The following is a 23,851-nucleotide window of genomic DNA, read 5'->3' on the forward strand; positions in this document are numbered from 1 at the left end:
CTAGAATTCTTCGCCGTGGGTAATCACCTTGGCCGCGCGGCCCACGATTTTCGGATCGGGGGAGCCCACTAAGTGGTGGTCCTTGCCCTTGTACTCGAAAAGGTTCAGCACGTGGCGCATCGCCTGCAACCGGGCGCGCTTCTTGTCGTTGGACTTCACCACGGTCCACGGGGCATGCTCCGTATCGGTCTTGAGGAACATTTCCTTTTTGGCTTGGGTGTACTTTTCCCACTTATCCAGGGACTCGAGATCCATGGGCGAGAGCTTCCACTGGCGCACCGGATCGATGCGGCGGATGGTGAATCGGGTCAGCTGCTCGCTGGCGGACACCGAGAACCAGAACTTCACCAGGTCGATGCCCTCGTCGACGACCATCTTCTCGAAGGCGGGAGTCTGCTCCAGGAAGTGGTCCACCTGGGTTTCGGTGCAAAATCCCATCACGCGTTCGACGCCGGCACGGTTATACCAGGAGCGGTCGAAGAGCACGATCTCGCCAGCCGACGGGAAGTGCTGCACATAGCGCTGGTAGTACCACTGGGTGGACTCGCGCTCGCTCGGCTTTTCCAAGGCCACCACGCGGGCGCCACGCGGGTTCAGGTGTTCCGTGAAACGCTTGATCGTGCCGCCTTTGCCGGCCGCATCGCGGCCTTCGAAAACGATCATGATCCGGCGGCCATGGGCTTTCGCCCATTTCTGCAGTTTCAGCAGTTCGATCTGCAGTGCCCGCTTTTCAGCCTCGTAGGTGGCGCGATCCAGTTTCTGGAAATACGGGTAGTTCTCCCGCCAGGTATCGACGATGCTTCCATCGGCGCGGACCAGCACCGGATCGTCATCGTCGTTATCGAGGACGGAATAGCCCTGGAAGGCTTCATCGAGCAGGGGGATCTCTACAGTCATGCAATGACCGTAGAGCCATCCGGTGAACAGCTTGTGAACAAATGCTGAACAAGACCAAGCCAGAGGGTTGTTTGTGATGAAGGACAACAGCCCTGCGGACCTGGCCGGAACATCATGGCGCCGTGCGCCGATCAGGCAGGGAAGGGCGGAAGCGCCTCGGAAAACAGCCATGCGTCCAGGATGGCCTGGATCTCTTCCGCCGGTGCGTAGTGGCCCAATAGGTCAGCGAACTTCTGCGTGCTCACCGTCGAATGCTGATGCGTGGCGGTCCATTGGCGAAGCATCGTGTAGAAGTCCGTTTCGCCCAACCGCCGCATCAGCGCATACAGGGCCAGCGCTCCGCGCTTGTACACCCGGTCATCGAACATGTCCTGGGGCCCGGGGTCCCCGACCATGATGTCCTGCGGCAAGCCTTCGAGCAGGGCCCACGCGTGGCGGGCACGCTCGTCCAACGCCATCACCTGGGCTTTTTCGGAGTACACCCATTCGCTGAAGCAAGCGAAACCCTCGTTGAGCCAGATATCCTTCCAGCGCCCCGGAGTCAGGGAGTTGCCGAACCACTGGTGCGCGAACTCGTGGGCGATCAGGCGCTGGTCTTCCCACTGCAGCGACAAGTGGTTCTTGCCGAAGATGCTCAGGCCCTGGGCTTCGAGCGGGATCTCCAGTTCGTCATCGACCACGACGATCTTGTAGCTCTCGAACGGGTACGGGCCGAATTTCCGCTCGAACAGCTCGGCCATCGCCGTCTGCTTCGCGAACGCGCCGCGCACCGGCACCTCGGTTCCCGGAACCGAGTAGGCCACCAGGTGGCCGCCTTCATCGAAAGGAATCTGGCTATAACGGCCGATCTGCACGGTGGCGAGGTAGCTGGCCATCGGCTCACGCTGCTCGTAGACCCACATCTCGCGGCTGGCCGAACGGCGATGGTCCACCAGCTGGCCATTGGCCACGACGCGGTAGCCGGCATCCGCCGAGATCTCGAAGCGGTAGCTGGACTTGTGGCTGGGGTGGTCGTTGCACGGGTACCAGGTCGAGGCGCCTACTGGCTGGCCGGAGACCAGGATGCCATCGGTGAGCTCTTCCCAGCCAAGCTCGCCCCACAGCCCGTTTTCTGCCTGCGGGCTGCCGGCATAGCGCAGGTTCAGCTCCACGCGCTCGCCGGCTTTCACCACTGCTGGCAGGGAAACGACCATCCGGTGGTGCTTCTTGGCCACCGGCACCTTGCGCCCCTGGCAGGTGGCCTTGATGATCTTCAAGCCGCTGAGGTTCAACGCGACCTCATTGATATCCTCCACGGCGCGGATGCGCAGCATGGCCCGGCCATCGAGCAGGTTGCTGGCGAGCTTGATGACCAACGACAGGTCATAGTGCTCCACCGTGTACGTCGGGGACCCATGGTGCTTGGTGTACTCATCGAGTATGTGGTGGGGCATCGGCGGGGAATCCTCAGGCTTGTTGGTCAGCCGGTTGCTCGGCTTTGGTCTCGGGTTCGATGTTCCAGCGTACCGCCGGATTACCGCGCCAGTAGGTATTTGCCGGAAGCACCTCGCCGCGCAGCACCAGGCTGGCTGGCCCGGTGGTGGTGCCTTCGGAGATCCGCGCGGCGGGCAGGATGACGCTGTGCGGGCCGAGCGTTGCCCCGGCGCCCAGGGACACCGCGTCGATGGACATGATCCGGTCGTGGAACAGGTGGGTTTGCAGGACACTGCCGCGGTTCACCGTGGCGTGGTCTTCCAATGTCACCAGGTCCGCTTCCGGGAACCAGTAGCTCTCGCACCACACGCCATGGCCGATCTTTGCCCCCTGCGCGCGCAGGAACCAGACCAAGGCCGGGGTGCCCGAAGCCAAGCGGGCGAACCATTGGGCGCAGACCAGCTCGGTGAAGGAATCCACCATTTCGGTGCGCCATATGAAGGAACTCCACAATGCGTGCTCGCCCGGGCGAATCACGCCAACCACCAGCCACTTGGCGGCGACCGCCACCAGGGCGGCGACTGCTCCGGCCAGGACCAGCACCGCGCCGGAAAGCAGGATCGCGACCAGCGGGTTGAAGTAGACGGTCAAGGCGGACAGCGCCCAAAGCACGCCGCCGGCAATTCCGACCGTGGTGAACACCGCGAGGCCACGGGTCAGCTCCCACCCCGCCCGCATCGCCTTGAGCTTCAGGGTTGGGCGGTAGGTCAGATCCGATTCGCCTTCCACGGTGGTGCGGCGCAGCTTGTGCGGGGGCGAGCCGATCCACGAGGTGCCGGCCTTCATCTTCTTCGGCGTGGCCGACAGCACCGCGATCAGCGAGCGCTTGGGCACCCGGCGCCCGGCATGCAGGATGCCGGAGTTGCCCAAGAAGGCCTTCTTGCCCACGCGAACCGGGGCAATGTGCATCCAGCCGCCACCGAGCTCATAGGAAGCAACCATGGTGTCATCGGCCAGGAACGCACCCGAGGAAATGGTGGTCATCTTCGGAATCAGCAGCACCGTGGAGATCTCCACGTCGCGGCCCACCTTGGCACCGAGCAGGCGCAGCCAGATCGGGGTGAAGAGCGAGGCGTAGAGCGGGAAGAGCAGGTCGCGGGCGGTATCCAAGACGCGTTCGGTAGCCCAGGCCTGCCAGCCAACGCGGGAAGTGACCGGATGCCACCCCTCTGCCAGGCCGATGGAAAGCAGGCGGACAATGGCGATGGTCAGCACCATGGTGGCCAAGAACCACACGGTGGCGCCCAGCAGCACGGCCGGAATGAACCGCCAGCCGATCCCGGCCAGCGATTGCGCGCTGCCAAGTACCGGGGCTATGGCCAGCAACGCGGCAATCACCGGAAGCCACTGTGCGAGGTTCAACGCCATGGAACCGATGCCGCCCAGAATACGGGGCAGCGCCTTGTGCTCCGGTTCCTGCGTTGGCCACTTCGGCTTGGCCTTGCCTTCGCGCTGCGCCGGCGAACCGGCATAGCGGGAATGGCTCCGGGCCTGGCCGTAGACCGCGGATCCCGCTTCAACGATGGTGTGCGCACCGATGGCTGCCCCGGGGGCCAGGGTGCTGCGGGCGCCGATGGAGGCGTGGGCGCCGATCTCAATGGTGCCCACGTGCAGCTTGTCCCCGTCGATCCAGTAGCCCGAGATATCCACCTCGGGCTCGATGGAGGCTCCGGGGCCGACTCGCAGCATGCCGGTGACCGGTGGCAGGGTGTGCATGGTCGCGGTGCGGTCGATCTGCGCACCGAGCATCCGCGCATACCAAGGCAGCAGCGGAGCGGACGCCAGGGACACCGGATCGACCACGTCGGCGATGTGCTGGGCCAGCCAGAGGCGCAGGTGCACCGAACCCGAGCGGGGGTAGGTCCCCGGCTTCAAGCCGCGGAGCAAGAGCTTCGTGGCCGCGATGGACAGGCCCATGCGCCCTACCGGGGTCACGAAGACCAGCCAGAGGCCGGCAAGCACGTACCACGGGGTCGGCAGGTGCGCCTCGAAAACACCGAGGAACACCAGCAACAGGTGTCCGAGCATGAGGTAGGTGAACCAGCGCAGGCCCGAGAGGATGAACAGCGGCCCGGCGGCCAGGGACTGCGCCCATTGGGTTCCCCGCTGGGTGCGCTCGACCGTGCGCGGCTGCGCCGGCGTCACGGATTGCTGCTGGCCGCCGAGGTATTCGAGCAGTGCGCCAAAACGCGGGTAGTCGTAGAGCTGCGCGACGGTCAGGTCAGGGTAGCGGGCACGCAGTGCCGAAACCAGCTGGGCCGCGGCCAGCGACCCGCCACCGGAAGCGAAGAAATCGGCGTCCAGGCCGGCGGCCGAAGCGCCCAGCGCGCCGCGCCAAGCTTCGGCAAGAAACTGCCCGGTCTCATCGAGTTCGGGCAGGCCGGAGCCCTCGGCAGCCAGTTCGGCGCCCGGCAACGGCCACGGCAGCGCATTGCGGTCCACCTTGCCGCTGGTCTTCATCGGCAGGCTGCCCATCACCGCCAGGATCGGCACCATCGGCGCCGGCAGGTCGGCAAGCAAGCGGGTGCGCGCTGCCCCCAGATCATAGTTTTCCGCTGCCTGCAGGTAGCCGACCAGGACCTTGTTGCCGGTGGCGGTCTCGCGTACCGCTACCGCCGCGGAAGAAACTTCGGGAAGGGAGTTGAGCGCGGCGTCGATTTCGCCCAGCTCGATACGCCGACCGCCGATCTTCACCTGGTCATCCACGCGGCCGATGAAGATCAGGCCCAGCGGGTCATTGATGACCATATCGCCCGAGCGGTAGGCCCGCTCCCAGCCCAAGGTGGGCATCGGCGCGTACTTCTCGGCATCCTTTTCCGGATCCAGGTAGCGGGCCAGGCCCACGCCGCCGATGATCAGCTCCCCGGATTCGCCCTCGGCGACCGGGATCCCCTCGGTATCAACCACCGCCAGATCCCAACCGTCCAGCGGCAGGCCGATGCGTACCGGCACGCTGCCGTCCATGGTGGCGCCGCAGGCTACCACGGTCGCTTCGGTCGGTCCGTAGGTGTTCCAGACTTCGCGGCCTTCGGTGGCTAGCCGCCCGGCCAGTTCCGGCGGGCAGGCCTCGCCGCCGAAAATCAGCAGGCGCACCGAGTCCAGGGCCTGCGCCGGCCACAGCGCCGCCAGGGTGGGCACGGTGGAAACGGCGGTAATGGAACGGGAAATCAGCCACGGGCCCAGGTCCATGCCGCTGCGCACCAGGGCGCGCGGGGCCGGGACCAGGCAGGAGCCGTTGCGCCAGGCGATCCACATTTCCTCGCAGGAGGCATCGAAGGCGACCGACAGTCCGGCGAGCACCCGGTCGGTGGTGTTCAGCGGATCGCCGGGCAGGAACATCTTCGCTTCGGCATCCACGAAGGCCGCTGCCGAACGGTGGGTGACCGCGACGCCCTTGGGCTTGCCGGTGGAACCGGAAGTGAAGATGATCCATGCGTCATCTTCCAGTCCAGGCATTCGCGGGTTCGCAAAGGGCTTGGGGCGCTGGCTATCGGCCACGACGGTATCGCGTCCCTTGATGATGCCCGCGACTTCGGCCTCGGTGAACACGGTCTTGGCGCGCTCGTCGGGGTCATCGGCATCGACCGGGACATAGGCGGCCCCAACCCACATGATCGCGAGGATCCATTCATACAGGTGCCGGGTGCCCGATTCAACGCGCACGCCGATGCGGTCGCCGGCGCCCAGGCCCTGGGCATGCAGCCGCCGGGCCTTGTTCTTGACCTCTTCGAGCAGCTCCGCGTAGCTCTCTACGCGTTCGCCGTCGTCAATGGCCGGCGCATCGGGATGAGCCTGGGCGGTGGCCTGCAGGATGTCCATAAGGGTGCGCGCAGCCGGCGCCAGGGTTCCGGAGGGGAACTGGGGTGGATGGATTGGTGCATCCGGCGCTGGAGTTCGTTCGTTGTCCATGCTGATCGGATCCGTCCCTTCACTAAGAGTGCAAGATGGGTCGCTGGGGGAGAGCGTCCCAGAAGTGAAGTGGATCCTGGAGGGGTGGAACGCAAGGGTTCCAGTCACCATTAAAGCGTGTTACGGGTTAAGAGCGGAAAAATTTGATTGAAGTGTCATGCATCTCTCAACTGTTGCGGACCGGCGGCAGCAACGAGCGCGCGGTGAATGCCGGCATCGCCCCGGTGCTCTCGGGGCAGATGCCGGCATGCCCAGCCTGCGGATGCCCGGCCATCGCTAGGGAACCAGGATGACCTTGCCGGTGGTGGCGCGCGATTCCAGCGCGGCATGGGCCGCGGCGGCTTCGGCCAGCGGGAACTCGGCGCCGATGCGCACATCGATGTCCCCGGTGGCGACCCAGCCGAAGATATCGCCGAAGCGCCAGTGCAGCTCCTGCTCGGTGGCCAGGAAGTCATCGAGCTTCGGCCGGGTCACGCTCAGCGAACCGCCGGCGTTCAGCCGCTGCAGGTTGAAGTCCGGGACCTGGCCGCTGGCCCCGCCGAAGAGCACCAGGGTGCCGCGCCGGCGCAGGGCTGCCAGCGAGGTCTCGAAGGTGTCCTTGCCGATGCCGTCGTAGACCGCGTGCACGCCCGCGCCGCCGGTGACCTGCGCGACGGTGTCCGCCACCTGGTCGTAATCCACCACGTAGTCGGCTCCGGCCGCCTTGGCCAGGTCCTTCTTTTCCTGCGTGGAGGCGGTGGTGATCACGGTGGCGCCCTTGAGCTTGAGCAGCTGGGTGAGGATCAGGCCCACGCCGCCAGCGCCCGCGTAGGTCAAGACGACATCGCCGGAGCGCACCATGTAGCTCGAATGCACCAGGTAATGCGCGGTCATGCCCTGCAGTGGCAGCGCGGCGGCGATGCTCAGGTTCACCGCATCGGGCACCTTGCCCGCGCGCTTGGCCTCCACCAGCGCGTACTGGGCGTAGCCCCGGGAGCCGGAGGCGGTGGCCACCCGGTCGCCGACCTGGTAATTCTGCACGCCGTCGCCGATCTGCTCCACCACGCCGGAGAACTCGGTGCCCGGGGTGAAGGGGTAGTCCACCGTGTACACGCCGCTGCGCTGGTAGGTCTCGATGAAGTTCACGCCGGTGGCCGCGACCTTCACCAGCAGCTGGCCCGGGCCCGGGGCAGGGACCGGGATCTCGCCCGGCACCAATCCGCTGGCATCGGACGGTTCGTGAACCAGAATGGCTTGCTGCTGCATAGTGCGGCGCTCCTTAGCTGCGTGTTTCGATCCCGGCGCTGGATGCCGGGGACGGTCTTACGGCCAGTTTAGGACTTCGGGCCGCTGCACGGGCACCTTGGGGGTGGATGTCTGGTTACGTGACGAAGAATTTTATGAATATTTATTAGCGTGCATGAATATTTCGCGGTAGAATCTGGTCATGACGATTTCAGTAGCTGTTTCCGGCGCCAGTGGATACGCCGGTGGCGAGGTCCTGCGCATCCTCGCGGCCCACCCAGAAGTAGAGATTGGCGCGATCACCGCGCATTCGCAGGCCGGGCAGCGGCTCGGCTCGATCGCCCCGCACCTGCATGCGCTCGCCGATCGCGTCCTGCTGGACACCACCGTGGAAAACCTCGCCGGGCACGACGTCGTGTTCCTGGCCCTGCCGCACGGCGCATCGGCCGCCGTGGCCGCGGCGCTGCCCGAATCCACCCTGGTCATCGACGCCGGCGCGGACCACCGGCTGGAATCCGCCGAGGCCTGGGAGAAATTCTACGGTTCGGCGCATGCCGGCTCCTGGCCCTATGGCCTGCCCGAACTTCCCGGTGCGCGCGAAAAGCTGGTGGGCACCAAGCGCGTGGCCGTCCCGGGCTGCTACCCGACCGGCGCGCAGCTGGCCCTGGCTCCGGGCTTCGCCGCTGGCCTGCTGGAAGCCGACGACGTGGTTATCGTCTCCGCCTCGGGCACCTCGGGCGCCGGCAAGTCGCTGAAGCCCAACCTGCTGGGCAGCGAAACCATGGGCTCGATGAGCACCTACGGGGTGGGCGGGTCCCACCGCCACATCCCGGAAATGGAGCAGGGCTTCTCCCAGCTCGCCGGCGAACCGGTCACCGTCTCCTTCACCCCCACCCTGGCCCCGATGCCGCGCGGCATCCTGACCACCGCCACCGCCAAGGCCAAGCCCGAGGTGAGCGAAGCGCAGCTGCGCGAAGCCTGGTCCGCGGCCTATGCCGACGAGCTCTTCGTGCACCTGCTGCCCGAGGGCCAATGGCCGACCACCGGGGCGGTGCAGGGATCGAACCACGTCCAGCTGCAGCTGGCCTTCGACACCCACGCCAACCGCGTGATCGTCACCGCCGCACTGGATAATCTCACCAAGGGCACCGCAGGTGCCGCGGTCCAGTCGATGAACATCGCACTGGGACTGGAAGAAAACACCGGATTGCTCATGCAAGGAGTTGCACCGTGAGCCTCGCGCACACCAACACCCACCCATCCGCTGCCGCCACCGGGGTCACCGCACCGGCGGGCTTCGCCGCCGCCGGCGTCCCGGCAGGCCTGAAGTCCACCGGCAAGAACGACGTGGTCGTGGTCAAGAACCTCGGCCCGCAGTTCACCGCCGCCGGTGTCTTCACCTCCAACCGCGTGGCCGCCGCCCCGGTGCACTGGTCCAAGCAGGTGCTGTCCGACGGCCGCATCGACGCCGTGGTGCTCAACTCCGGCGGGGCCAACGCCTGCACCGGCGCCGAAGGCTTCGCGAACACCCACAAGACCGCCGAATACGCCGCGCAGCTGCTCTCGGTTTCCGCCGGCGACGTGGCCGTGGCGTCCACCGGGCTGATCGGGATGCAGCTGCCCATGGACAAGCTGCTGCCCGGGGTCCAGGCTGCCGCCGGGGCGCTGGCCGACGACCAGAACGCGGCCGATGCGGCCGCCGCGGGCATCATGACCACCGACACCGTGCCGAAGCTGGTCTCCCGCATCGTCGGGGCACCGGGTTCCGGCCAGGTCATCATCGGCGGCATGGCCAAGGGCGCGGGCATGCTCGCCCCGGCGCTGGCCACCATGCTGGTGGTGCTCACCACCGATGCGGTGCTGACCTCCGCACAGGCCGATGCCGCGTTGCGCGCCGCCACCGCGATGAGCTTCGACCGCGCGGACTCCGATGGCTGCATGTCCACCAACGACACCGTGCTGCTGCTGGCCTCCGGCGCCTCGGGCGCCGCCCCGGACCTGGCCGAGTTCACCGCGGCGCTGACCGACGCCTGCTGCGAGCTGGCCGCGAAGCTGATCGAGGACGCCGAGGGCGCGCAGCACACCATCGCGATCCGCACCTTCAATGCCGCTACCGAGGCCGACGCCCTGGAAGTCTCCAAGGCCGTCTCGCGCTCCAACCTGGTCAAGACCGCGGTCTTCGGCAAGGATCCGAACTGGGGCCGGGTGCTCTCCGAGGTCGGCACCACCAAGGCCGCGTTCGAACCCGATGAGCTGAACGTGTCGATCAACTCCGTGATGGTCTGCAAGAACGGCGGGGTGGGCGAGGACCGCAGCCTGGTTTCGCTCGAAGAACGCAACGTGTTGATCGAGATCGACCTGAACGCGGGCACCGAGGAAGCCACCGTGCTGACCAACGACCTGACCCACGACTACGTCCACGAGAACTCCGCCTACTCCAGCTAGGCAGAAACTAGGAACACTCCCATGGCCCACACCGCCCGCACCAACCTGGGCATCGCCCAGTCCAAGGCCGAAGCGCTCATCGAGGCGCTGCCCTGGATCCAGCGCTTCGCCGGGACCACGATGGTCATCAAATACGGTGGCAACGCGATGGTCAACGACGATCTGCGCCGCGCCTTCGCCGAGGACATCGTGTTCCTGCGCCACGCCGGGATCAACCCGGTGGTGGTGCACGGCGGGGGACCGCAGATCAACAGGATGCTCGACACCCTCGGGATCGAATCCGAATTCCGCGGCGGGCTGCGGGTGACCACCCCCGAAGCCATGGACGTGGTGCGGATGGTGCTCACCGGCCAGGTGCAGCGCGACCTGGTCGGCCTGATCAACTCGCACGGACCCTACTCGGTGGGCATGTCCGGCGAGGACGGCGCCACCTTGCAGGCAGTGCGCACCGGCACGGTCGTGGACGGCCTGCCCGTGGACCTGGGGCTGGTCGGCGAGGTCACCACCGTGCGCACCGACCAGGTGGACTCGCTGGTGGATGCCGGGATGATCCCGGTCATCTCCACCGTCGCCCCGGAATTCGACGAATCCGGCGAGCCCACCGGAGCGGTGCTGAACGTCAACGCGGATACCGCCGCGGCCGCGCTGGCCACCGCGCTGGGCGCCGCCAAGCTGGTGATCCTCACCGACGTGGAGGGCCTGTACGCCGCCTGGCCGGACAAGTCCTCGCTGATCAGCTCGATCACCAACGACGAGCTGCGCACCATGCTGCCGTCGCTGGAATCGGGCATGATCCCGAAAATGGGCGCCTGCCTCAAAGCCGTCGACGGGGGCGTAGGCCAGGCCCACATCGTCGATGGCCGCGCCCCGCACTCGATGCTGCTGGAAATCTTCACCACCGCCGGCGTGGGCACCCAGGTGCTCCCGGCCACCGCACAAAAGAAGGACGCCAAGTGAGCGAGCACGCCGCTGAAACCACCTCCTCCGCCCTGGCTGGAACCGCTGAAGCTGCCGGGCTGGCGCAGCTGTCCTCGGCCGCCCTGGCCGAACGCTACTCCAGCTCCCTGCTCGGCGTCTTCGGCACCCCGCAGCGCGTGCTGGTGCGCGGGGCCGGCTGCCATGTCTGGGACGCCGATGGCAACCAGTACCTGGATCTGCTCGGCGGCATCGCGGTCAACACCCTGGGCCACGGGCACCCGCTGCTGGCTTCCGTGATCAGCAGCCAGCTGTCCACCCTGGGCCATGTCTCGAACTTCTTCACTTCCCCCAGCCAGATCGCGCTGGCCGAGAAGCTGCTGGACATCTCCGCCGCCCCGGCCGGCTCCAAGGTCTTCTTCGCCAACTCCGGCACCGAAGCCAATGAGGCCGCGCTGAAGCTGACCCGGCGCAACGCCGGCACGCCGCAGGCCCCGCGCACCAAGGTGATCGCCCTGGAGCATTCCTTCCACGGCCGCACCCTGGGCGCGCTGTCGCTGACCTACAAGGAAAAGTACCGCGCGCCCTTCGCCCCGCTGCCCGAAAACGTCAGCTGGATCCCGGCCGGGGACATCGACGCGCTGCGTGCCGCGGTGGACGAAACCGTCGCGGCGGTCTTCATCGAGCCGATCCAGGGCGAAGCCGGCGTGAAGATGCTCTCCGCGCAGTACCTGCAGGCCGCCCGCGACATCACCCGCGAAGCCGGCGCCCTGCTGGTCTTCGACGAGGTGCAGACCGGCATGGGCCGCACCGGGGCGTTCTTCGCCTCGGCCCCGGTGATCCCGGACGTGATGACCCTGGCCAAGGGCCTGGGCGGAGGCTTCCCGATCGGCGCGATGATCGTGTTCGGCGAGGAGAACACCCGCTGGCTGGCCCCGGGCGACCACGGCACCACCTTCGGCGGCAACCCGGTGGCCTGCGCCGCCGGCCTGGCCGTCATCCACACCATCGAATCCCAGAACCTGCTGGCCCATGTGCGCGCCACCGGCGATTGGCTGCGCGAGCAGCTGGCAGGCGTCGAGGGCATTGCCGCCGTGCGCGGCGCCGGGCTGCTCACCGCCTTCGAACTGGCCGCCGCCAACGCGCCGAAGCTGGTCGCCGCGGCGCTGGATGCCGGATTCATCGTGAACGCCACCGACGAGAAGACCATCCGCCTGGCCCCGCCGCTGGTGATCACCACCGAGCAGCTGGGCACCCTGATCGCGGCCCTGCCGCAGCTGATCAGCGCCGCCAGCTAGCGGCCGGCAGCAACTTCGCGACCACCCCCTGCGACAGCAAAGGACTAACACCATGAGCGCAACCCGCCACTTCCTGACCGACCTGGATTTCACCCCCGACGAGCAGTCCAAGGTGCTGGACCTGGCCGCGGCGATGAAGGCCGACAAGTACGGCTACCAGCCGTTCGCCGGCCCGCAGAGCGTCGCGGTCTTCTTCGACAAGACCTCCACCCGCACCCGCGTGTCCTTCCACGCCGGCATCGCCGAACTCGGCGGCTCGCCGCTGATCATCAACTCCGCCGATTCGCAGCTGGGCCACAAGGAGTCCATCGCCGATTCCGCCAAGGTGCTCGAGCGCATGGTTTCCACCATCGTGTGGCGCACCTTCGCCCAGTCCGGCCTGGAGGAAATGGCCGCGAACTCTTCGGTTCCGGTGATCAACGCGCTATCGGACGACTACCACCCCTGCCAGCTGATCGCCGACCTGCTCACCGTGCGCGAGCACAAGGGCAAGACCGCCGGGCTGACCATGGCCTACCTGGGCGACGCGGCCAACAACATGGCCAACTCCTACCTGCTGGCCGGGGTCACCGCCGGCATGCACGTGCGCATCGCCGGCCCCGAGGGCTACCTGCCCGAGGCCCGCATCATCGAGGCCGCGCAGCAGCGCGCCGCGCTGACCGGGGGATCGGCCACGATCACCACCGATGCCGCCGCCGCGCTGCAAGACGCCGACGTGGTCGTCACCGACACCTGGGTGTCCATGGGCCAGGAAGCCGAGAAGGCCGAACGCCAGCAGCTGTTCACCGGCTACTCGGTAACCGCCGAAGCCATGAAGCTGGCCAAGGACGACGCGATCGTGCTGCATTGCCTGCCGGCCTACCGCGGCTACGAGATCGACGCCGAGGTCATCGACGGCCCGCAGTCGGTCGTGTTCGACGAGGCCGAGAACCGCGTGCACGCGCAGAAGGCCGTGATGGCCTGGCTGATGGTCGCCTCCGGCCTGGCCGAAGATCCACGAGTGGAGCTCTAGGATGTCCGCCCAGCCAAGCACCAAAACCGCCCGCCAGGCCCGCATCCGCGCGTTCCTGGGCAACAACTCGGTCAAGTCCCAGGCCGAGCTGCTCGGCCTGCTCAAGGACGACGGGCTGGAAGTCACCCAGGCCACGCTCTCGCGTGACCTGGTGGAAATCGGAGCGGTGCGCATCCGCGACAACTCCGGGCAGCTGATCTACGCGGTGCGCCAGGAAGGCGGGGACCGTTCCCCGAAGACCGCGATCACCCAGGAAGTGCTCGACGCGCGCCTGGCCAAGATCTGCGCCGAGCAGCTGGTCACCGCCGAGGCCTCCGGGAATATCGTGGTGCTGCGCACCCCGCCGGGCGCGGCGAACCTGCTGGCCCTGGCCATCGACCACTCGCAGATGCCCTCGATCCTGGGCTGCATCGCGGGGGATGACACCATCATGGTCACCACCCGCGCGGCCGACGGCGGCGCCGAAGTGGCCGCCCGCTTCCTGCAGCTGGCCGAGCCGCGCTGACCGGCGCCGCCAGTCCATCGGGCGCTTGCCGCCGCGAACTTCTCCACAGTCCGCGGCGGCTTTGCCATGCCGGTCGAGATGGCGCCCGATGATCGGGGCATGGAACCACTTCAGAGCGCCAGCGCCACGAGCACCGCGGGACCCGCACTGGCCGCCAGCCTGGGGACCGTGGCGCAGCAGCTGGCCAGCGGCACCCCGCTGGACGCCGCCAGCTTGCTGCGCGCCGAAGCCGCGTGCCTGTTGCTGTTCCAGAACCTCTGCGCCCAGGCCTCGGGCTGCGCCGATCCGCGCCTCGCGCTGGCCCACGCCCACTTCGCCGAAGCCTTCAGCCGGCAAGCCGCCCGCACCGTCGTCATGGCGGCAAGCCAGGTGGAGACCAGCGCCGCCCACGCCCTGGACCTCGCCGAATTCGACCACCTGCGCGCAGGCACCACCGATTTCAGCGCCCCTGCGCAATTCGCGCCCGGCCGCACCCTCTACCTCGATGCGGCCACCGTCCTGTCCCAGATGCTGGATGTGAATTATTTCGAGGCCGACCGCCGCGTCAAGGACGCCCATCTGGTCCACGCCCGCAAGGATATCGCCGGCTCTGCCTGCGCCCCGCGTTTCACCCTGCTCGCAGAACACTTCGCCGGCACCCCCGCGCCAGGCACGCCAGTCGCAGATCCGTCCACGGAGGCCTTGCTGTCGCCGGCCGGCTGGGCCCTGCCGGGCCTGCACAGCACGCCGGATCCCCGCGAGGTGCTGAAAACCGCCCGCGCGCTGGACAAGTTCGAACCCGAGGACACCACCTTCGACGGCCTGCCCACCACGGCCACTGCCAAGGCCGCCGACGGCACCTTGCTCGAGGAGCATGCCGCCGCGCACCTGAGGGAAGACCAGATCCGCATCCGGCAGAAGCGCATCAATGGCTTGATCAAGGAGTACAAGGACGCGCACGACCAGGCTACGACCCCGAAGCTGGGCCTCTTCCGCGGCAAGGTGGTCAACGGGGTTCATGAATTCATCGTCCGTGTCCGGGAGATCGACGCGGAACTCTGGGAATCGCTGATCACGCAGGCCGACAACAAGCGCACCAAGGCCGGCGCCGCCGCCCGCAAGGCCGCAGGCGCCGCCAGCGACAGCCCTTCCGGCGATGAGCACGGCGATACCGCAGAGCCGTCTTCCAGCGGACACCCCGGCTCGGAGCCCGACCCCGACCCGGAATTCGACGGCGGCCAGCAAGCGCCTGATGGCAAGGCCGAGTGGGAAGTACCCGCGGAGCACCTCTGGAACAGCGACCAACCTGCTCCGGACGGGGCGGGCGTTGGCCTGCCAGCTCCTGCGGATGATGCCGCGCCAGATCCCGACCCGCCGAACCCGCCGGGCACACCACTGCCGGGCTTGCAGGCAACTTGTTCGGTGCCCGAACGCCGGCTCAATGCGCTGAATGCAATCCTGCGCAATATCGGCCCCGACAGCCGGGGCAAGCGCATCACCCCCGAAATCGTGGTGCACGCGCGCTTCGAGGATCTCCAGGATCTCGCATCGCTCACCGGCATCAGCGCGCACGGCGTGAGAATTTCCGCGCCCCAGTTGCGCACCATGCTGTGCGAAGCCAAGGTGATCAGCCCGATCTACAACGCGGACGGGGTGATCATGGATATCGGACGCGACGCCCGGCTCTTCCCGCGCTGGATGAAACTTGCCGCCCGCGACCGGGACGGCGGCTGCCTGGTCCCAGGCTGCACGGCAGACCCGGCACTGATCGAATTCCACCACTTCAAACCGTGGGCCAAGGGCGGCCATACCCGACTCCAGGACTGCTGCCCGCTCTGCGCACTGCACCACACCATGGTCCACAGCGGATACCTGAAACTGGTCAAGATCAAGGGCCTGCCCCATGTCATCCTGCCCAAGCATCTGGATCCGCAGCAGCTGCCGCGGCGCAACACCTATTTCGCCCGCACCTAGCTGCCCGACCTCGCAAAACTGCCGCGCCCTCGACTAGGAGTGCGCGGCAGAGTTCGTGCGTTATTGCCATTCGGATCCGGTCAGGCGGCAATATCCTCCACGGCATCCAGCGAGAAGGCCCGCTCGAAGGCGGCCTGGACCTCATCGGTATGCGCGACCAGGATGATCTTGTGGATCGGCGAAATATGCTTATTGGTCTCGATCCACCGGCTGATCGCTGCATGGGCGATGCTGGCAACCTGCTCAGGATCCCACCCGAACGCCCCTGCGCCAATCGCCGGGAACGCGACCGAGTGGGCCTCGTGGCGGGCCGCGACATACAGGGAGTTCACGAAGCAGTCATCGAGGATCTTGGGGTTCGGCTTGATCAGCGCCAAGTTGGGGGCCGCGGTGTGGACGACCCACTTGGCATGCAGGTTGCCGGCCTTGGTGACGACGGCAATGCCCGAAGGAATCCCGTCGGGGTAGCGGTTGGCCCGAATTTCCCGGCAGGCGGCCAGCAGGCTGGGACCAGCAGCTGCATGGATCGCGCCGTCGACGCCGCCTCCACCGAGCAGCGAAGGATTGGCCGCATTGACGATGGCATCAACATGAAGGGTGGTGATATCACCCCGGTACAACTGGATTTCCATTGGGTACCTCCGAAGAACGTTCCGTATCGGCTCTATGATCACACCATACGCCCGGGCGCTGAGTACTGGAAGAGGCAAAACTCAAGGTTTCCTGCGTGTTCCGGAGCCTGGCCAAGCCCCGCAGAGCAGGCCGCAGTGATAAGCATGTGATGCATGAATCGGCACACCGTTGCATAAATATGAGTTACATTGCATAAAGCTTTGCTAGAGTAGGGTGCAACGTCAATTTTCTCCGGCAGAAAGGAACGGGCCATGGCCTCGTCAACAAATGAAGGATCGCTCTGGGGCGGTCGCTTCTCCGGCGGCCCAGCGGATGCAATGGCAGCGCTGAGCAAGTCCACCCACTTCGACTGGCGCCTGGCCAGCTACGATATTGCCGGATCCCGTGCCCATGCCAAGGTGCTGAACCGCGCGGGCCTGCTCACCGATGCCGAGCTGGCAGACATGATCGCCGCCCTGGACCAGCTCGAAGCCGATGTCATCTCCGAGGCCTATGTCGCAGCGCCAACCGACGAAGACGTCCACGGCTCGCTGGAACGCGGCCTGCTGGAGCGCGCCGGCACCGCCCTGGGCGGCAAGCTGCGCGCCGGCCGGTCGCGCAATGACCAGATCGCCACCCTGGGCCGGATGTTCCTGCGCGACCACGCGCGGATCATCGCCCGCGGCGTGATCGACACCCTTGACGCCATGGTCGAGCAGGCCAAGGCGCACCCCTATGCGCCGATGCCCGGGCGCACCCACCTGCAGCATGCCCAGCCGATCCTGCTCTCGCACCTGCTGCTGGCCTACTCCTGGCCGCTGCTGCGCGATGTGCAGCGCCTGGTCGACTGGGACAAGCGTGCCGCCGTGTCGCCCTATGGTTCCGGTGCGCTGGCCGGCCAGACCCTGGGCCTGGATCCGAACTTCGTCGCCGCCGAGCTGGGCTTCGACTCGGCCGTGCACAACTCGATCGACGGCACCGCCGCCCGCGACGTGTTCGCCGAATTCTCCTGGATCGCGGCCATGATCGGCGTGGACCTCTCGCGCGTCTCGGAGGAGGTCATCCTCTGGGCCACCAAGGAATTCAGCTTCGTGAAGCTGCACGACTCCTTCTCCACCGGCTCCTCGATCATGCCGCAGAAGAAGAACCCCGATATCGCCGAGCTGGCCCGCGGCAAGGCAGGGCGCCTGATCGGCGACCTGACCGGCCTGCTGGCTACCCTCAAGGCCCTGCCCCTGGCCTACAACCGCGACCTGCAGGAAGACAAGGAACCGGTATTCGACGCCGCGGACACCCTGGAAATCCTGCTGCCGGCGGTCGCCGGAATGATGGGCACCTTGACCTTCAATACCGAGCGCATGGCGGATCTGGCCCCGCAGGGCTTCGCCTTGGCGACCGACATCGCCGAATGGCTGGTCCGCCAGGGCGTGCCGTTCCGCGATGCCCACGAGCTCTCCGGCGCTGCGGTGCAGCTGGCCGAATCGCGCGGCGTGGAACTGTGGGACCTGACCGACGAGGAATACGCCGGCATCTCCGAGCACCTGACCCCGGCGGTGCGCGAGGTGCTCTCCACCGAGGGTTCGCTGAACGCCCGCAACGGCCAGGGCGGCACCGCCCCGAGCGCGGTCGCAGCGCAGCTCGCCGAGTTCGAGCGACAGCTCGACCAGATCAAGGCCTGGGCCAAGTAGCACCGGGCAGGGCCAAGCGGCCGCCGCGCGGGAAGAATCCTGCCCGGCGGCCGCTTGCGCGTTAACCACGGCTTCGAGCCCTTGCGCATTTGCGCCCGGTTCGCGCTAAAGTGTGATTCATGACTCGACTCCTGGCCCCTGCCGAACTCATCGCGCAGGTCACCACCGCATTGGATGAACTTTCCGTACAGGTGCGGGAGGTTCCCGACACCCAGTACAGCAAGCCCAGTTCGCTGCCGGGCTGGAGCACCGCCCAGCTGATCGCGCATCTGGCCTCCTTCGCGAAGGCCGCCGTGCGCCAGTTCGAGAACGCCGGAGCCCAGCGGCCGCCGCTGATGTACGACGGGGGCGCCGAGGGCCGGATCGAGGCGATCAACATGACCGCGCTGATGCGCCCGGAGTCCCTGCGCGCCTTGGCCGCCGACGCGTTGGCCCAGTTGCGCGCCACCCTGCCTGGTGCCGAAGCCACGTGGGAGCAGCCGGTGGGGTACCGCCCGGGGGCCAAGGCCGCGGACCTGATGTACGCGACCTGGCGAGAGATGCTGATCCACGCCACCGACCTGGACGAATTCCTGCGCCCGGCCGCCAGCTGGCCGCCGGCATTCAGCGCGCATCTGTTCCGGGCGCTCGAAGCCCGCGTTCCGGAAGGAACCCGTCTGGTGCTGCAGCCGCATGGCAAACCCCGGATGGTGCTCGGGGACGGGGCGAAATCGTGGGTGCTCTCGGGCGCCGATTTCGACTTGGCCGCATGGATGGCCGGACGCCCTGCGGCCGGGCCGGTGCAGGTTACCGCGGCCGCCGACGGGGCCGCGGACCCGCAGCTGCTGCCCTGGCCCAGCGATCGCTTGATGAACCGCTAGCCTGGATGGTTAACCGCCGTACCGCATGGACACCGCCCAAAATGTGCTCATGATTATGCACGATCGTGCGGCGTGCGGCGCGCGGAGGGACTAAAATTACTAGGCGTGACTACTTCTGAGAGCATTAGCGACCTGCTGGATCGACTGTGCGAGATCGTGCCCGACTACCCGCAGCCAGGGATCTCCTTCAAGGACCTCACCCCGGTCTTCGCCGACCCGACCGGCCTGCGCCGCATGGTCGACGAGCTGATCGCCCCCTTCGAGGGGCAGTTCGACATCGTCGCGGGCCTCGAAGCCCGCGGTTTCGTGCTGGCGGCGGCCGCCGCCTACGCCTCGGGGAAGGGCATGCTGACCATCCGCAAGGCCGGCAAGCTGCCGCGCGAGGTCTACCGCGACGAGTACACCTTGGAATACGGCACCAGTTGCCTGGAGGTGCACAAGGACGAGATCGCCCCGGGCACCCGCGTGCTGATTCTCGACGACGTGCTGGCCACCGGCGGCACCGTGGGTTCAGCGGTCCGCCTGCTGGAGCAGACCGGTGCCAGGATCGCCGGCGTCGGCGTCGTGCTGGAACTCGATGGCCTCGAAGGACGGGCCAAGCTGCCGGGGCACAAGGTGCTCTCCTTGCAGGTCGTCCACTCCTGAGCCGGGCAGCGCGGTGCCGAAGCGGCAGCCGGGAAGCGGCGCGCAGGTAACAAACCGCCACGCTTCCACGCCGCTGGCGAACAGCCCGGCAGCGGGCCCGGCCAGCGCTTGGCACCGGTGCGCGCGATTACCTGCGCCGGGCCAAAGGCGCGTATCATTATCTGTCCTGTGTTTTTACGTGGGAACCGTTTTACGTAGGGCCCTGTGCTTTGCGCAGGGGCACATTTTGAGCGCGAGGGGAAACTGGGTTGACCGATACGATCGAGGCCGATCTGTTAGCTGAATCCGACTATGTGGGCCGCCTGTACGCGCGGCTGGACGAGTTGCGCGCCGAAAAGGTGGAGCAGCTTGAGCGCACCCGGGCCCAGGGGGCGGTGGGCACCTTCCAGAACATGTCCGAACGCGACTCTTTCGCCACCCTCTACGAGGACCGGATTGCCCAGCTCGACGCCGTCGAGGACCGCCTGGTCTTCGGCCGCCTGGATATGGCAGCCAACGGCCAGGGGCCGGAAGCCGGCAACGGCTCATCCTCCGGCACTCCCCGCTACATCGGCCGCATCGGCCTGTCCGACGAGGACCTGAACCGGCTGATGATCGACTGGCGCGCCAGCGAAGCGGCCCCCTTCTACCAGGCGACCGCGCTGAATCCGCGCGGGGTGCGCCGCCGCCGCCACCTGATGCTCAAGGGCCGGACCGTGGCCGGCATCGAGGACGACGTGCTCGACGAGACCTGGCTGGATGAGGGGCACACCCACCACGGCGAGGGCGCGCTGATGGCCGCTTTGCGCGAGAAGCGCACCGGCCGCATGGGCGATATCGTCGGCACCATCCAGGCCGAGCAGGATGCGATCATCCGCGCGCAGCTGCCCGGCGCCGTCGTGGTCCAGGGCGGTCCGGGCACCGGCAAGACCGCCGTCGCCCTGCACCGCGCGGCGTTCCTGCTCTACGAGTACCGCGAACGGCTGAAGAACGCCGGGGTGCTGATCGTCGGCCCGTCCACTTCCTTCATGCGCTACATCGAGCGCGTACTGCCCTCGCTGGGCGAGACCGGCGTGGTCATGTCCTCGGTGGGCGAGCTCTACCACGGCATCCACGCCGTGCCGGAAACCAACCGCACCGTCGCCCGGCTCAAGGGCCAGCTGTCCATGGCCAGGGTGATCGCCACTGCGGTGCGCAACCGCCAGCGGCTGATTCCGGAAACCCGCACCCTGGTGGTGGAGGGAACCCGCCTGACCCTGACCCCGAAGATGGTCAAGAACGCGCGCGAACGAGCCCGCCACACCCACAAGCCCTACAACGAGGCCCGCGAAACCTTCGTCAAGGTGCTGGTGGGGGACCTGGCCGAGCAGTTGCGCCGCAAGCTGGAGGAATCGGCCGGGCAGTCCTCGACCACCGACCGTTCCTACCTGCCCCAGGAAGTGCGCGAATCGCACGATGTGCGCGTGGCGCTGAACCTGTGCTGGATGCCGATGACCCCGCAGCAGCTGGTGGCCGAGTTGTTCGCCACCCCGCACCTTTTGGCCGCCGCGGCCCCGCACCTGAAGGAAACGGACCGCGACGCCCTGTATCGCCGGGCCGGCTCGCCGTTCACCGAGGCCGATGTGCCGCTGCTCGATGAGGCGTCCGGGCTGCTCGGCGAGTTCGCCGACCCGCTGGCCGGCACGCACACCGCCCAGTACGAGGCCGACGTGGAAAATGCCAAGGCCGCGCTGCGCAATATGCACACCATGCTGGAAAACGCCGGCATCGACGGAGTGGTCACCGCTGAGCAGGTGGCCGGAGTGAACCAGGAAACTGCGGCCCGGCTCACGGCCGCTGAACGCGCCGTCGCCGATCGCACCTGGGCCTACGGGCACATCGTGGTCGACGAGGCGCAGGAGCTTTCGCCGATGCAGTGGCGCCTGCTGGTTCGCCGCTGCCCGATGAAGTCCTTCACCATCGTGGGCGACATCGCCCAGACCTCGGCCGCCTCGGGCGCCAGCAGCTGGTCCCAGGCCCTGGAGCCGTTCTTCGGTGAGCGCTTCGAGCTCGAAGAGCTGACCGTCAACTACCGCACCCCGGCGCAGATCGCCGACGCGGCGGTGCGCGTGGCCCAGGCCGCCGGCCTGCGGATCACCACCCCGCAGGCGGTCCGCGAAGGCGACTGGCCACCGGTGCTGACCAAAACCACCGAGGCCGAAGTCCAGGATGCGGTCCTGGCCGCGCTGGGCGAGGAGCTGGAGTACTCGGCCGGGGGACTGCAGGCGATCATCGTGCCTCAGCAGGATCTGGCCCGCATCCGCGCGGCGGTCCAGGAAGTGCATGGCGACCGCGTTGGCGCCGGTTCGGGCGGATTGAGCCAGGACATCGTGGTGATCACCGCGCGCGAGTCCAAGGGCCTGGAATTCGACGGCGTGCTGATCCTGGAACCGGCCGAGCTGGTCGACGAGGTGGACGGCGGCGTGGGCGATTTGTATGTGGCGATGACCCGTACCACCCAGCGCCTGCGCGTGGTCCACACCCGCGAACTGCCTGAAGGCCTGGAAGGCTAGCAGCGCACCGCGGGGTCGGCTATGTGACCAAGGGGCGGGCCGGGGAAGTGGCACGAGCCTGCCACCAAGCGATAACCTTAAACCCATGCGCCGGGAAGGCAACCCCAACTCCCGGTGCGATCACAGGTGCACGCAAGCAGCAACGCGGGCACTCGGGGCAGAACGAAGACAGAAAATGGTCACAGTGAGCATGTCTGATACGAAGCAGAATCCCGTGATTGCGGGACAGAGCAACGACGCATCTTTCGAGAACGTCTGGCAGGAACTCAAGTGGCGCGGCCTGGTGCACGTGTCCACCGACGAAACCGAGCTGGAACGAGCCCTGTCCGAAGAGTCTGTGACCTACTATTGCGGGTTCGATCCCACTGCGCCGTCCCTGCATCTGGGCAACCTGGTGCAGTTGCTGAATATGCGCCGCCTGCAGCTGGCCGGCCACAAGCCGCTGGCCCTGGTTGGCGGTTCCACCGGCCTGATCGGCGACCCGCGCCAAACTGCGGAGCGCACCTTGAACACCAGGGAGACGGTGACCGAGTGGGTCGCCAAGCTCCAGGCGCAGGTTTCCCGCTTCCTCTCCGATGAGGGCGAGAACGCGGTGCAGCTGGTCAACAACCTGGACTGGACGCAGCAGCTGTCGGCCTTGGACTTCTTGCGCGATGTGGGCAAGTACTTCCGTGTGGGCACGATGATCAAGAAGGAGATCGTCGCCGCGCGACTGAACTCCGACGAGGGCATCAGCTACACCGAGTTCTCCTACCAGGTGCTGCAGGGCTACGACTTCCTGGAGCTGAACCGCCAGTACGGCTGCACCCTGCAGACCGGCGGCTCGGACCAGTGGGGCAACCTGACCAGCGGCACCGACCTGATCCGCAAGGTCCAGGGCAACTCGGTGCACGCCTACGGCACCCCGCTGATCACCAACTCCGACGGCACCAAGTTCGGCAAGTCCGAGGGCAACGCCATCTGGCTGGATGCCGAAATGTGCAGCCCGTACACCTTCTACCAGTTCTGGCTGAACACCTCCGACGCGGATGTGATCGACCGCTTGAAGGTATTCACCTTCCTGACCCGCGAGCAGATCGCGGAACTGGCAACCGAAGTTGCAGAGCGCCCGTTCAAGCGCGTCGCCCAGCGCACCTTGGCCTGGGAAGTCACTTCCCTGGTTCACGGTGTGCAGGCTACCGAGCAGGTGATCGCCGCTTCGGCTGCGGTCTTCGGCAATGGCGATCTGGGCGCGATTGATCTTCCTACCTTGGAATCGGTTATCGCGGAGCTGCCTTCGGCGAAGGTTGCTGCGGACGATCTGGGCATTTTGAATGTCCTGGTTGCCTCGGGCCTGAGTAAGTCATTGTCCGAAGCACGCCGTACGGTCACTGAAGGTGGCGCCTACGTCAATAACGGCAAGGTTAGCGGCATCGAAACTGAACTGGCCGAGGCGGACTTCCTGCATGGCCGCTACGCGATCGTGCGCCGCGGCAAGAAGAACATGGCAGTGGCTGAACTGGCCAAGTAGGGCCCAGTAACTACCGCACTACACGAAACCGCCGGAAAAGCTTGTGAACCAAGACACTTTTCCGGCGGTTTTGTTGTACCTAATTATGATAATCCCTAGTCAAGGTCGGATTAGTGGCTGAAATTCGACCCGTAGGCCGATTTTGCGTCGTGGCTGAACCCGTGTAGAGTTTTATCTCGCGCCGCTGATCCGGACAGCCTGAAAGGGCGAAACGGAAACGGCGGGGTGAACAAGACTGAAACGTCGAGTTGACAACAGTCAACTTGGTGGTAGGCTTGTAAAGTTGCTCCGGAGCGAAGCAGTCATCGAAGGATTGGTGGTTGTGGTGTCGAGAGTGTTTGTTGTTTGAGAACTCAATAGTGTGCCAAGTTTGT

Annotated in this window: 17 protein-coding genes; 12 read left to right on the forward strand and 5 right to left on the reverse strand. The window is 66.8% G+C overall.

What is annotated here, in order from left to right:
* From ppk2 to ACIOJF_RS12885, 4 genes are all read right to left on the reverse strand, one after another.
* Positions 1 to 897 carry a polyphosphate kinase 2 gene (gene ppk2, locus ACIOJF_RS12870; RefSeq protein WP_105658137.1) on the reverse strand — a complete coding sequence of 299 codons (897 nt, stop codon included), beginning with the start codon at positions 895 to 897 and terminating at the stop codon, positions 1 to 3.
* 131 nt (positions 898 to 1,028) lie between these two features.
* Complete coding sequence (locus tag ACIOJF_RS12875) at positions 1,029 to 2,330, reverse strand: M1 family metallopeptidase (RefSeq protein WP_402735605.1); 1,302 nt, start codon at positions 2,328 to 2,330, stop codon at positions 1,029 to 1,031.
* 13 nt (positions 2,331 to 2,343) lie between these two features.
* Positions 2,344 to 6,279: a Pls/PosA family non-ribosomal peptide synthetase gene (locus ACIOJF_RS12880; RefSeq protein ID WP_402735606.1), complete on the reverse strand. Its 3,936-nt coding sequence runs from the start codon at positions 6,277 to 6,279 to the stop codon at positions 2,344 to 2,346.
* A 276-nt stretch (positions 6,280 to 6,555) separates the two neighbouring features.
* Positions 6,556 to 7,524, reverse strand: a complete 969-nt coding sequence (locus ACIOJF_RS12885; RefSeq protein ID WP_402735607.1) for a quinone oxidoreductase family protein — start codon at positions 7,522 to 7,524, stop codon at positions 6,556 to 6,558.
* Between the two features lie 181 nt (positions 7,525 to 7,705).
* Here ACIOJF_RS12885 and argC point away from each other — a divergent pair, with 181 nt between their 5' ends.
* The 7 genes from argC to ACIOJF_RS12920 all read left to right on the forward strand — a co-directional run bounded on the left by argC (position 7,706) and on the right by ACIOJF_RS12920 (position 15,631).
* Complete coding sequence (argC, locus tag ACIOJF_RS12890; RefSeq protein WP_133832936.1) at positions 7,706 to 8,737, forward strand: N-acetyl-gamma-glutamyl-phosphate reductase; 1,032 nt, start codon at positions 7,706 to 7,708, stop codon at positions 8,735 to 8,737.
* Entirely contained in the window at positions 8,734 to 9,948 is a 1,215-nt protein-coding gene (gene argJ, locus ACIOJF_RS12895) for a bifunctional glutamate N-acetyltransferase/amino-acid acetyltransferase ArgJ (RefSeq protein WP_402735608.1), read from the forward strand. The genes argC and argJ overlap by 4 nt, the downstream gene beginning before the upstream one ends.
* A 21-nt stretch (positions 9,949 to 9,969) precedes the next feature.
* On the forward strand, positions 9,970 to 10,905 hold the full coding sequence (argB, locus tag ACIOJF_RS12900) for an acetylglutamate kinase (RefSeq protein ID WP_105658132.1): 936 nt from the start codon (positions 9,970 to 9,972) through the stop codon (positions 10,903 to 10,905).
* Complete coding sequence (locus ACIOJF_RS12905; protein ID WP_402735609.1) at positions 10,902 to 12,161, forward strand: acetylornithine transaminase; 1,260 nt, start codon at positions 10,902 to 10,904, stop codon at positions 12,159 to 12,161. Before argB ends, ACIOJF_RS12905 begins: the two co-directional genes overlap by 4 nt.
* 52 nt (positions 12,162 to 12,213) lie before the next feature.
* Positions 12,214 to 13,173 carry an ornithine carbamoyltransferase gene (gene argF, locus ACIOJF_RS12910; RefSeq protein ID WP_105658130.1) on the forward strand — a complete coding sequence of 320 codons (960 nt, stop codon included), beginning with the start codon at positions 12,214 to 12,216 and terminating at the stop codon, positions 13,171 to 13,173.
* 1 nt (position 13,174) lies between these two features.
* Positions 13,175 to 13,678 carry an arginine repressor gene (locus tag ACIOJF_RS12915; RefSeq protein WP_105658129.1) on the forward strand — a complete coding sequence of 168 codons (504 nt, stop codon included), beginning with the start codon at positions 13,175 to 13,177 and terminating at the stop codon, positions 13,676 to 13,678.
* Positions 13,679 to 13,777: 99 nt separating this feature from the next.
* On the forward strand, positions 13,778 to 15,631 hold the full coding sequence (locus tag ACIOJF_RS12920; RefSeq protein WP_402741701.1) for an HNH endonuclease signature motif containing protein: 1,854 nt from the start codon (positions 13,778 to 13,780) through the stop codon (positions 15,629 to 15,631).
* An 80-nt stretch (positions 15,632 to 15,711) separates the two neighbouring features.
* Here the strand turns inward: ACIOJF_RS12920 and ACIOJF_RS12925 are convergent, their stop codons facing one another.
* Positions 15,712 to 16,263 (reverse strand): macro domain-containing protein, encoded by a 552-nt coding sequence (locus ACIOJF_RS12925; protein ID WP_105661899.1) that lies wholly within the window; start codon positions 16,261 to 16,263, stop codon positions 15,712 to 15,714.
* 252 nt (positions 16,264 to 16,515) lie between these two features.
* On the opposite strand from ACIOJF_RS12925, the gene argH reads away from it, so the two are divergent.
* The 5 genes from argH (at position 16,516) to tyrS (ending at position 23,477) form a co-directional block, all read left to right on the forward strand.
* Positions 16,516 to 17,931, forward strand: coding sequence for an argininosuccinate lyase (gene argH, locus ACIOJF_RS12930; RefSeq protein ID WP_105658126.1), 1,416 nt, complete (start codon positions 16,516 to 16,518; stop codon positions 17,929 to 17,931).
* 119 nt (positions 17,932 to 18,050) lie between these two features.
* Positions 18,051 to 18,791, forward strand: coding sequence for a maleylpyruvate isomerase family mycothiol-dependent enzyme (locus ACIOJF_RS12935; protein WP_105658125.1), 741 nt, complete (start codon positions 18,051 to 18,053; stop codon positions 18,789 to 18,791).
* A gap of 105 nt (positions 18,792 to 18,896) precedes the next feature.
* Positions 18,897 to 19,436, forward strand: a complete 540-nt coding sequence (locus tag ACIOJF_RS12940; protein WP_105658124.1) for an adenine phosphoribosyltransferase — start codon at positions 18,897 to 18,899, stop codon at positions 19,434 to 19,436.
* A 248-nt stretch (positions 19,437 to 19,684) separates the two neighbouring features.
* A complete protein-coding gene (locus ACIOJF_RS12945; RefSeq protein ID WP_402741702.1) occupies positions 19,685 to 21,967 on the forward strand; it encodes a HelD family protein in 2,283 nt (760 codons plus the stop codon).
* 190 nt (positions 21,968 to 22,157) lie between these two features.
* A complete protein-coding gene (gene tyrS / locus ACIOJF_RS12950) occupies positions 22,158 to 23,477 on the forward strand; it encodes a tyrosine--tRNA ligase (protein WP_402741703.1) in 1,320 nt (439 codons plus the stop codon).
* Positions 23,478 to 23,851 lie beyond the last annotated feature (374 nt).

This window comes from Glutamicibacter sp. NPDC087831 (assembly GCF_044742845.1).
Classification (GTDB): Bacteria; Actinomycetota; Actinomycetes; order Actinomycetales; family Micrococcaceae; genus Glutamicibacter.

Bases quoted from the DNA above. Each gene is read 5' to 3' on its own strand.
- ppk2 (WP_105658137.1), bottom strand. From the start codon at position 897: ATGACTGTAGAGATCCCCCTGCTCGATGAAGCCTTCCAGGGCTATTCC.
- ACIOJF_RS12875 (WP_402735605.1), bottom strand. From the start codon at position 2,330: ATGCCCCACCACATACTCGATGAGTACACCAAGCACCATGGGTCCCCG.
- ACIOJF_RS12880 (WP_402735606.1), bottom strand. From the start codon at position 6,279: ATGGACAACGAACGAACTCCAGCGCCGGATGCACCAATCCATCCACCC.
- ACIOJF_RS12885 (WP_402735607.1), bottom strand. From the start codon at position 7,524: ATGCAGCAGCAAGCCATTCTGGTTCACGAACCGTCCGATGCCAGCGGA.
- argC (WP_133832936.1), top strand. From the start codon at position 7,706: ATGACGATTTCAGTAGCTGTTTCCGGCGCCAGTGGATACGCCGGTGGC.
- argB (WP_105658132.1), top strand. From the start codon at position 9,970: ATGGCCCACACCGCCCGCACCAACCTGGGCATCGCCCAGTCCAAGGCC.
- argF (WP_105658130.1), top strand. From the start codon at position 12,214: ATGAGCGCAACCCGCCACTTCCTGACCGACCTGGATTTCACCCCCGAC.
- ACIOJF_RS12915 (WP_105658129.1), top strand. From the start codon at position 13,175: ATGTCCGCCCAGCCAAGCACCAAAACCGCCCGCCAGGCCCGCATCCGC.
- ACIOJF_RS12920 (WP_402741701.1), top strand. From the start codon at position 13,778: ATGGAACCACTTCAGAGCGCCAGCGCCACGAGCACCGCGGGACCCGCA.
- ACIOJF_RS12925 (WP_105661899.1), bottom strand. From the start codon at position 16,263: ATGGAAATCCAGTTGTACCGGGGTGATATCACCACCCTTCATGTTGAT.
- argH (WP_105658126.1), top strand. From the start codon at position 16,516: ATGGCCTCGTCAACAAATGAAGGATCGCTCTGGGGCGGTCGCTTCTCC.
- ACIOJF_RS12935 (WP_105658125.1), top strand. From the start codon at position 18,051: ATGACTCGACTCCTGGCCCCTGCCGAACTCATCGCGCAGGTCACCACC.
- tyrS (WP_402741703.1), top strand. From the start codon at position 22,158: ATGTCTGATACGAAGCAGAATCCCGTGATTGCGGGACAGAGCAACGAC.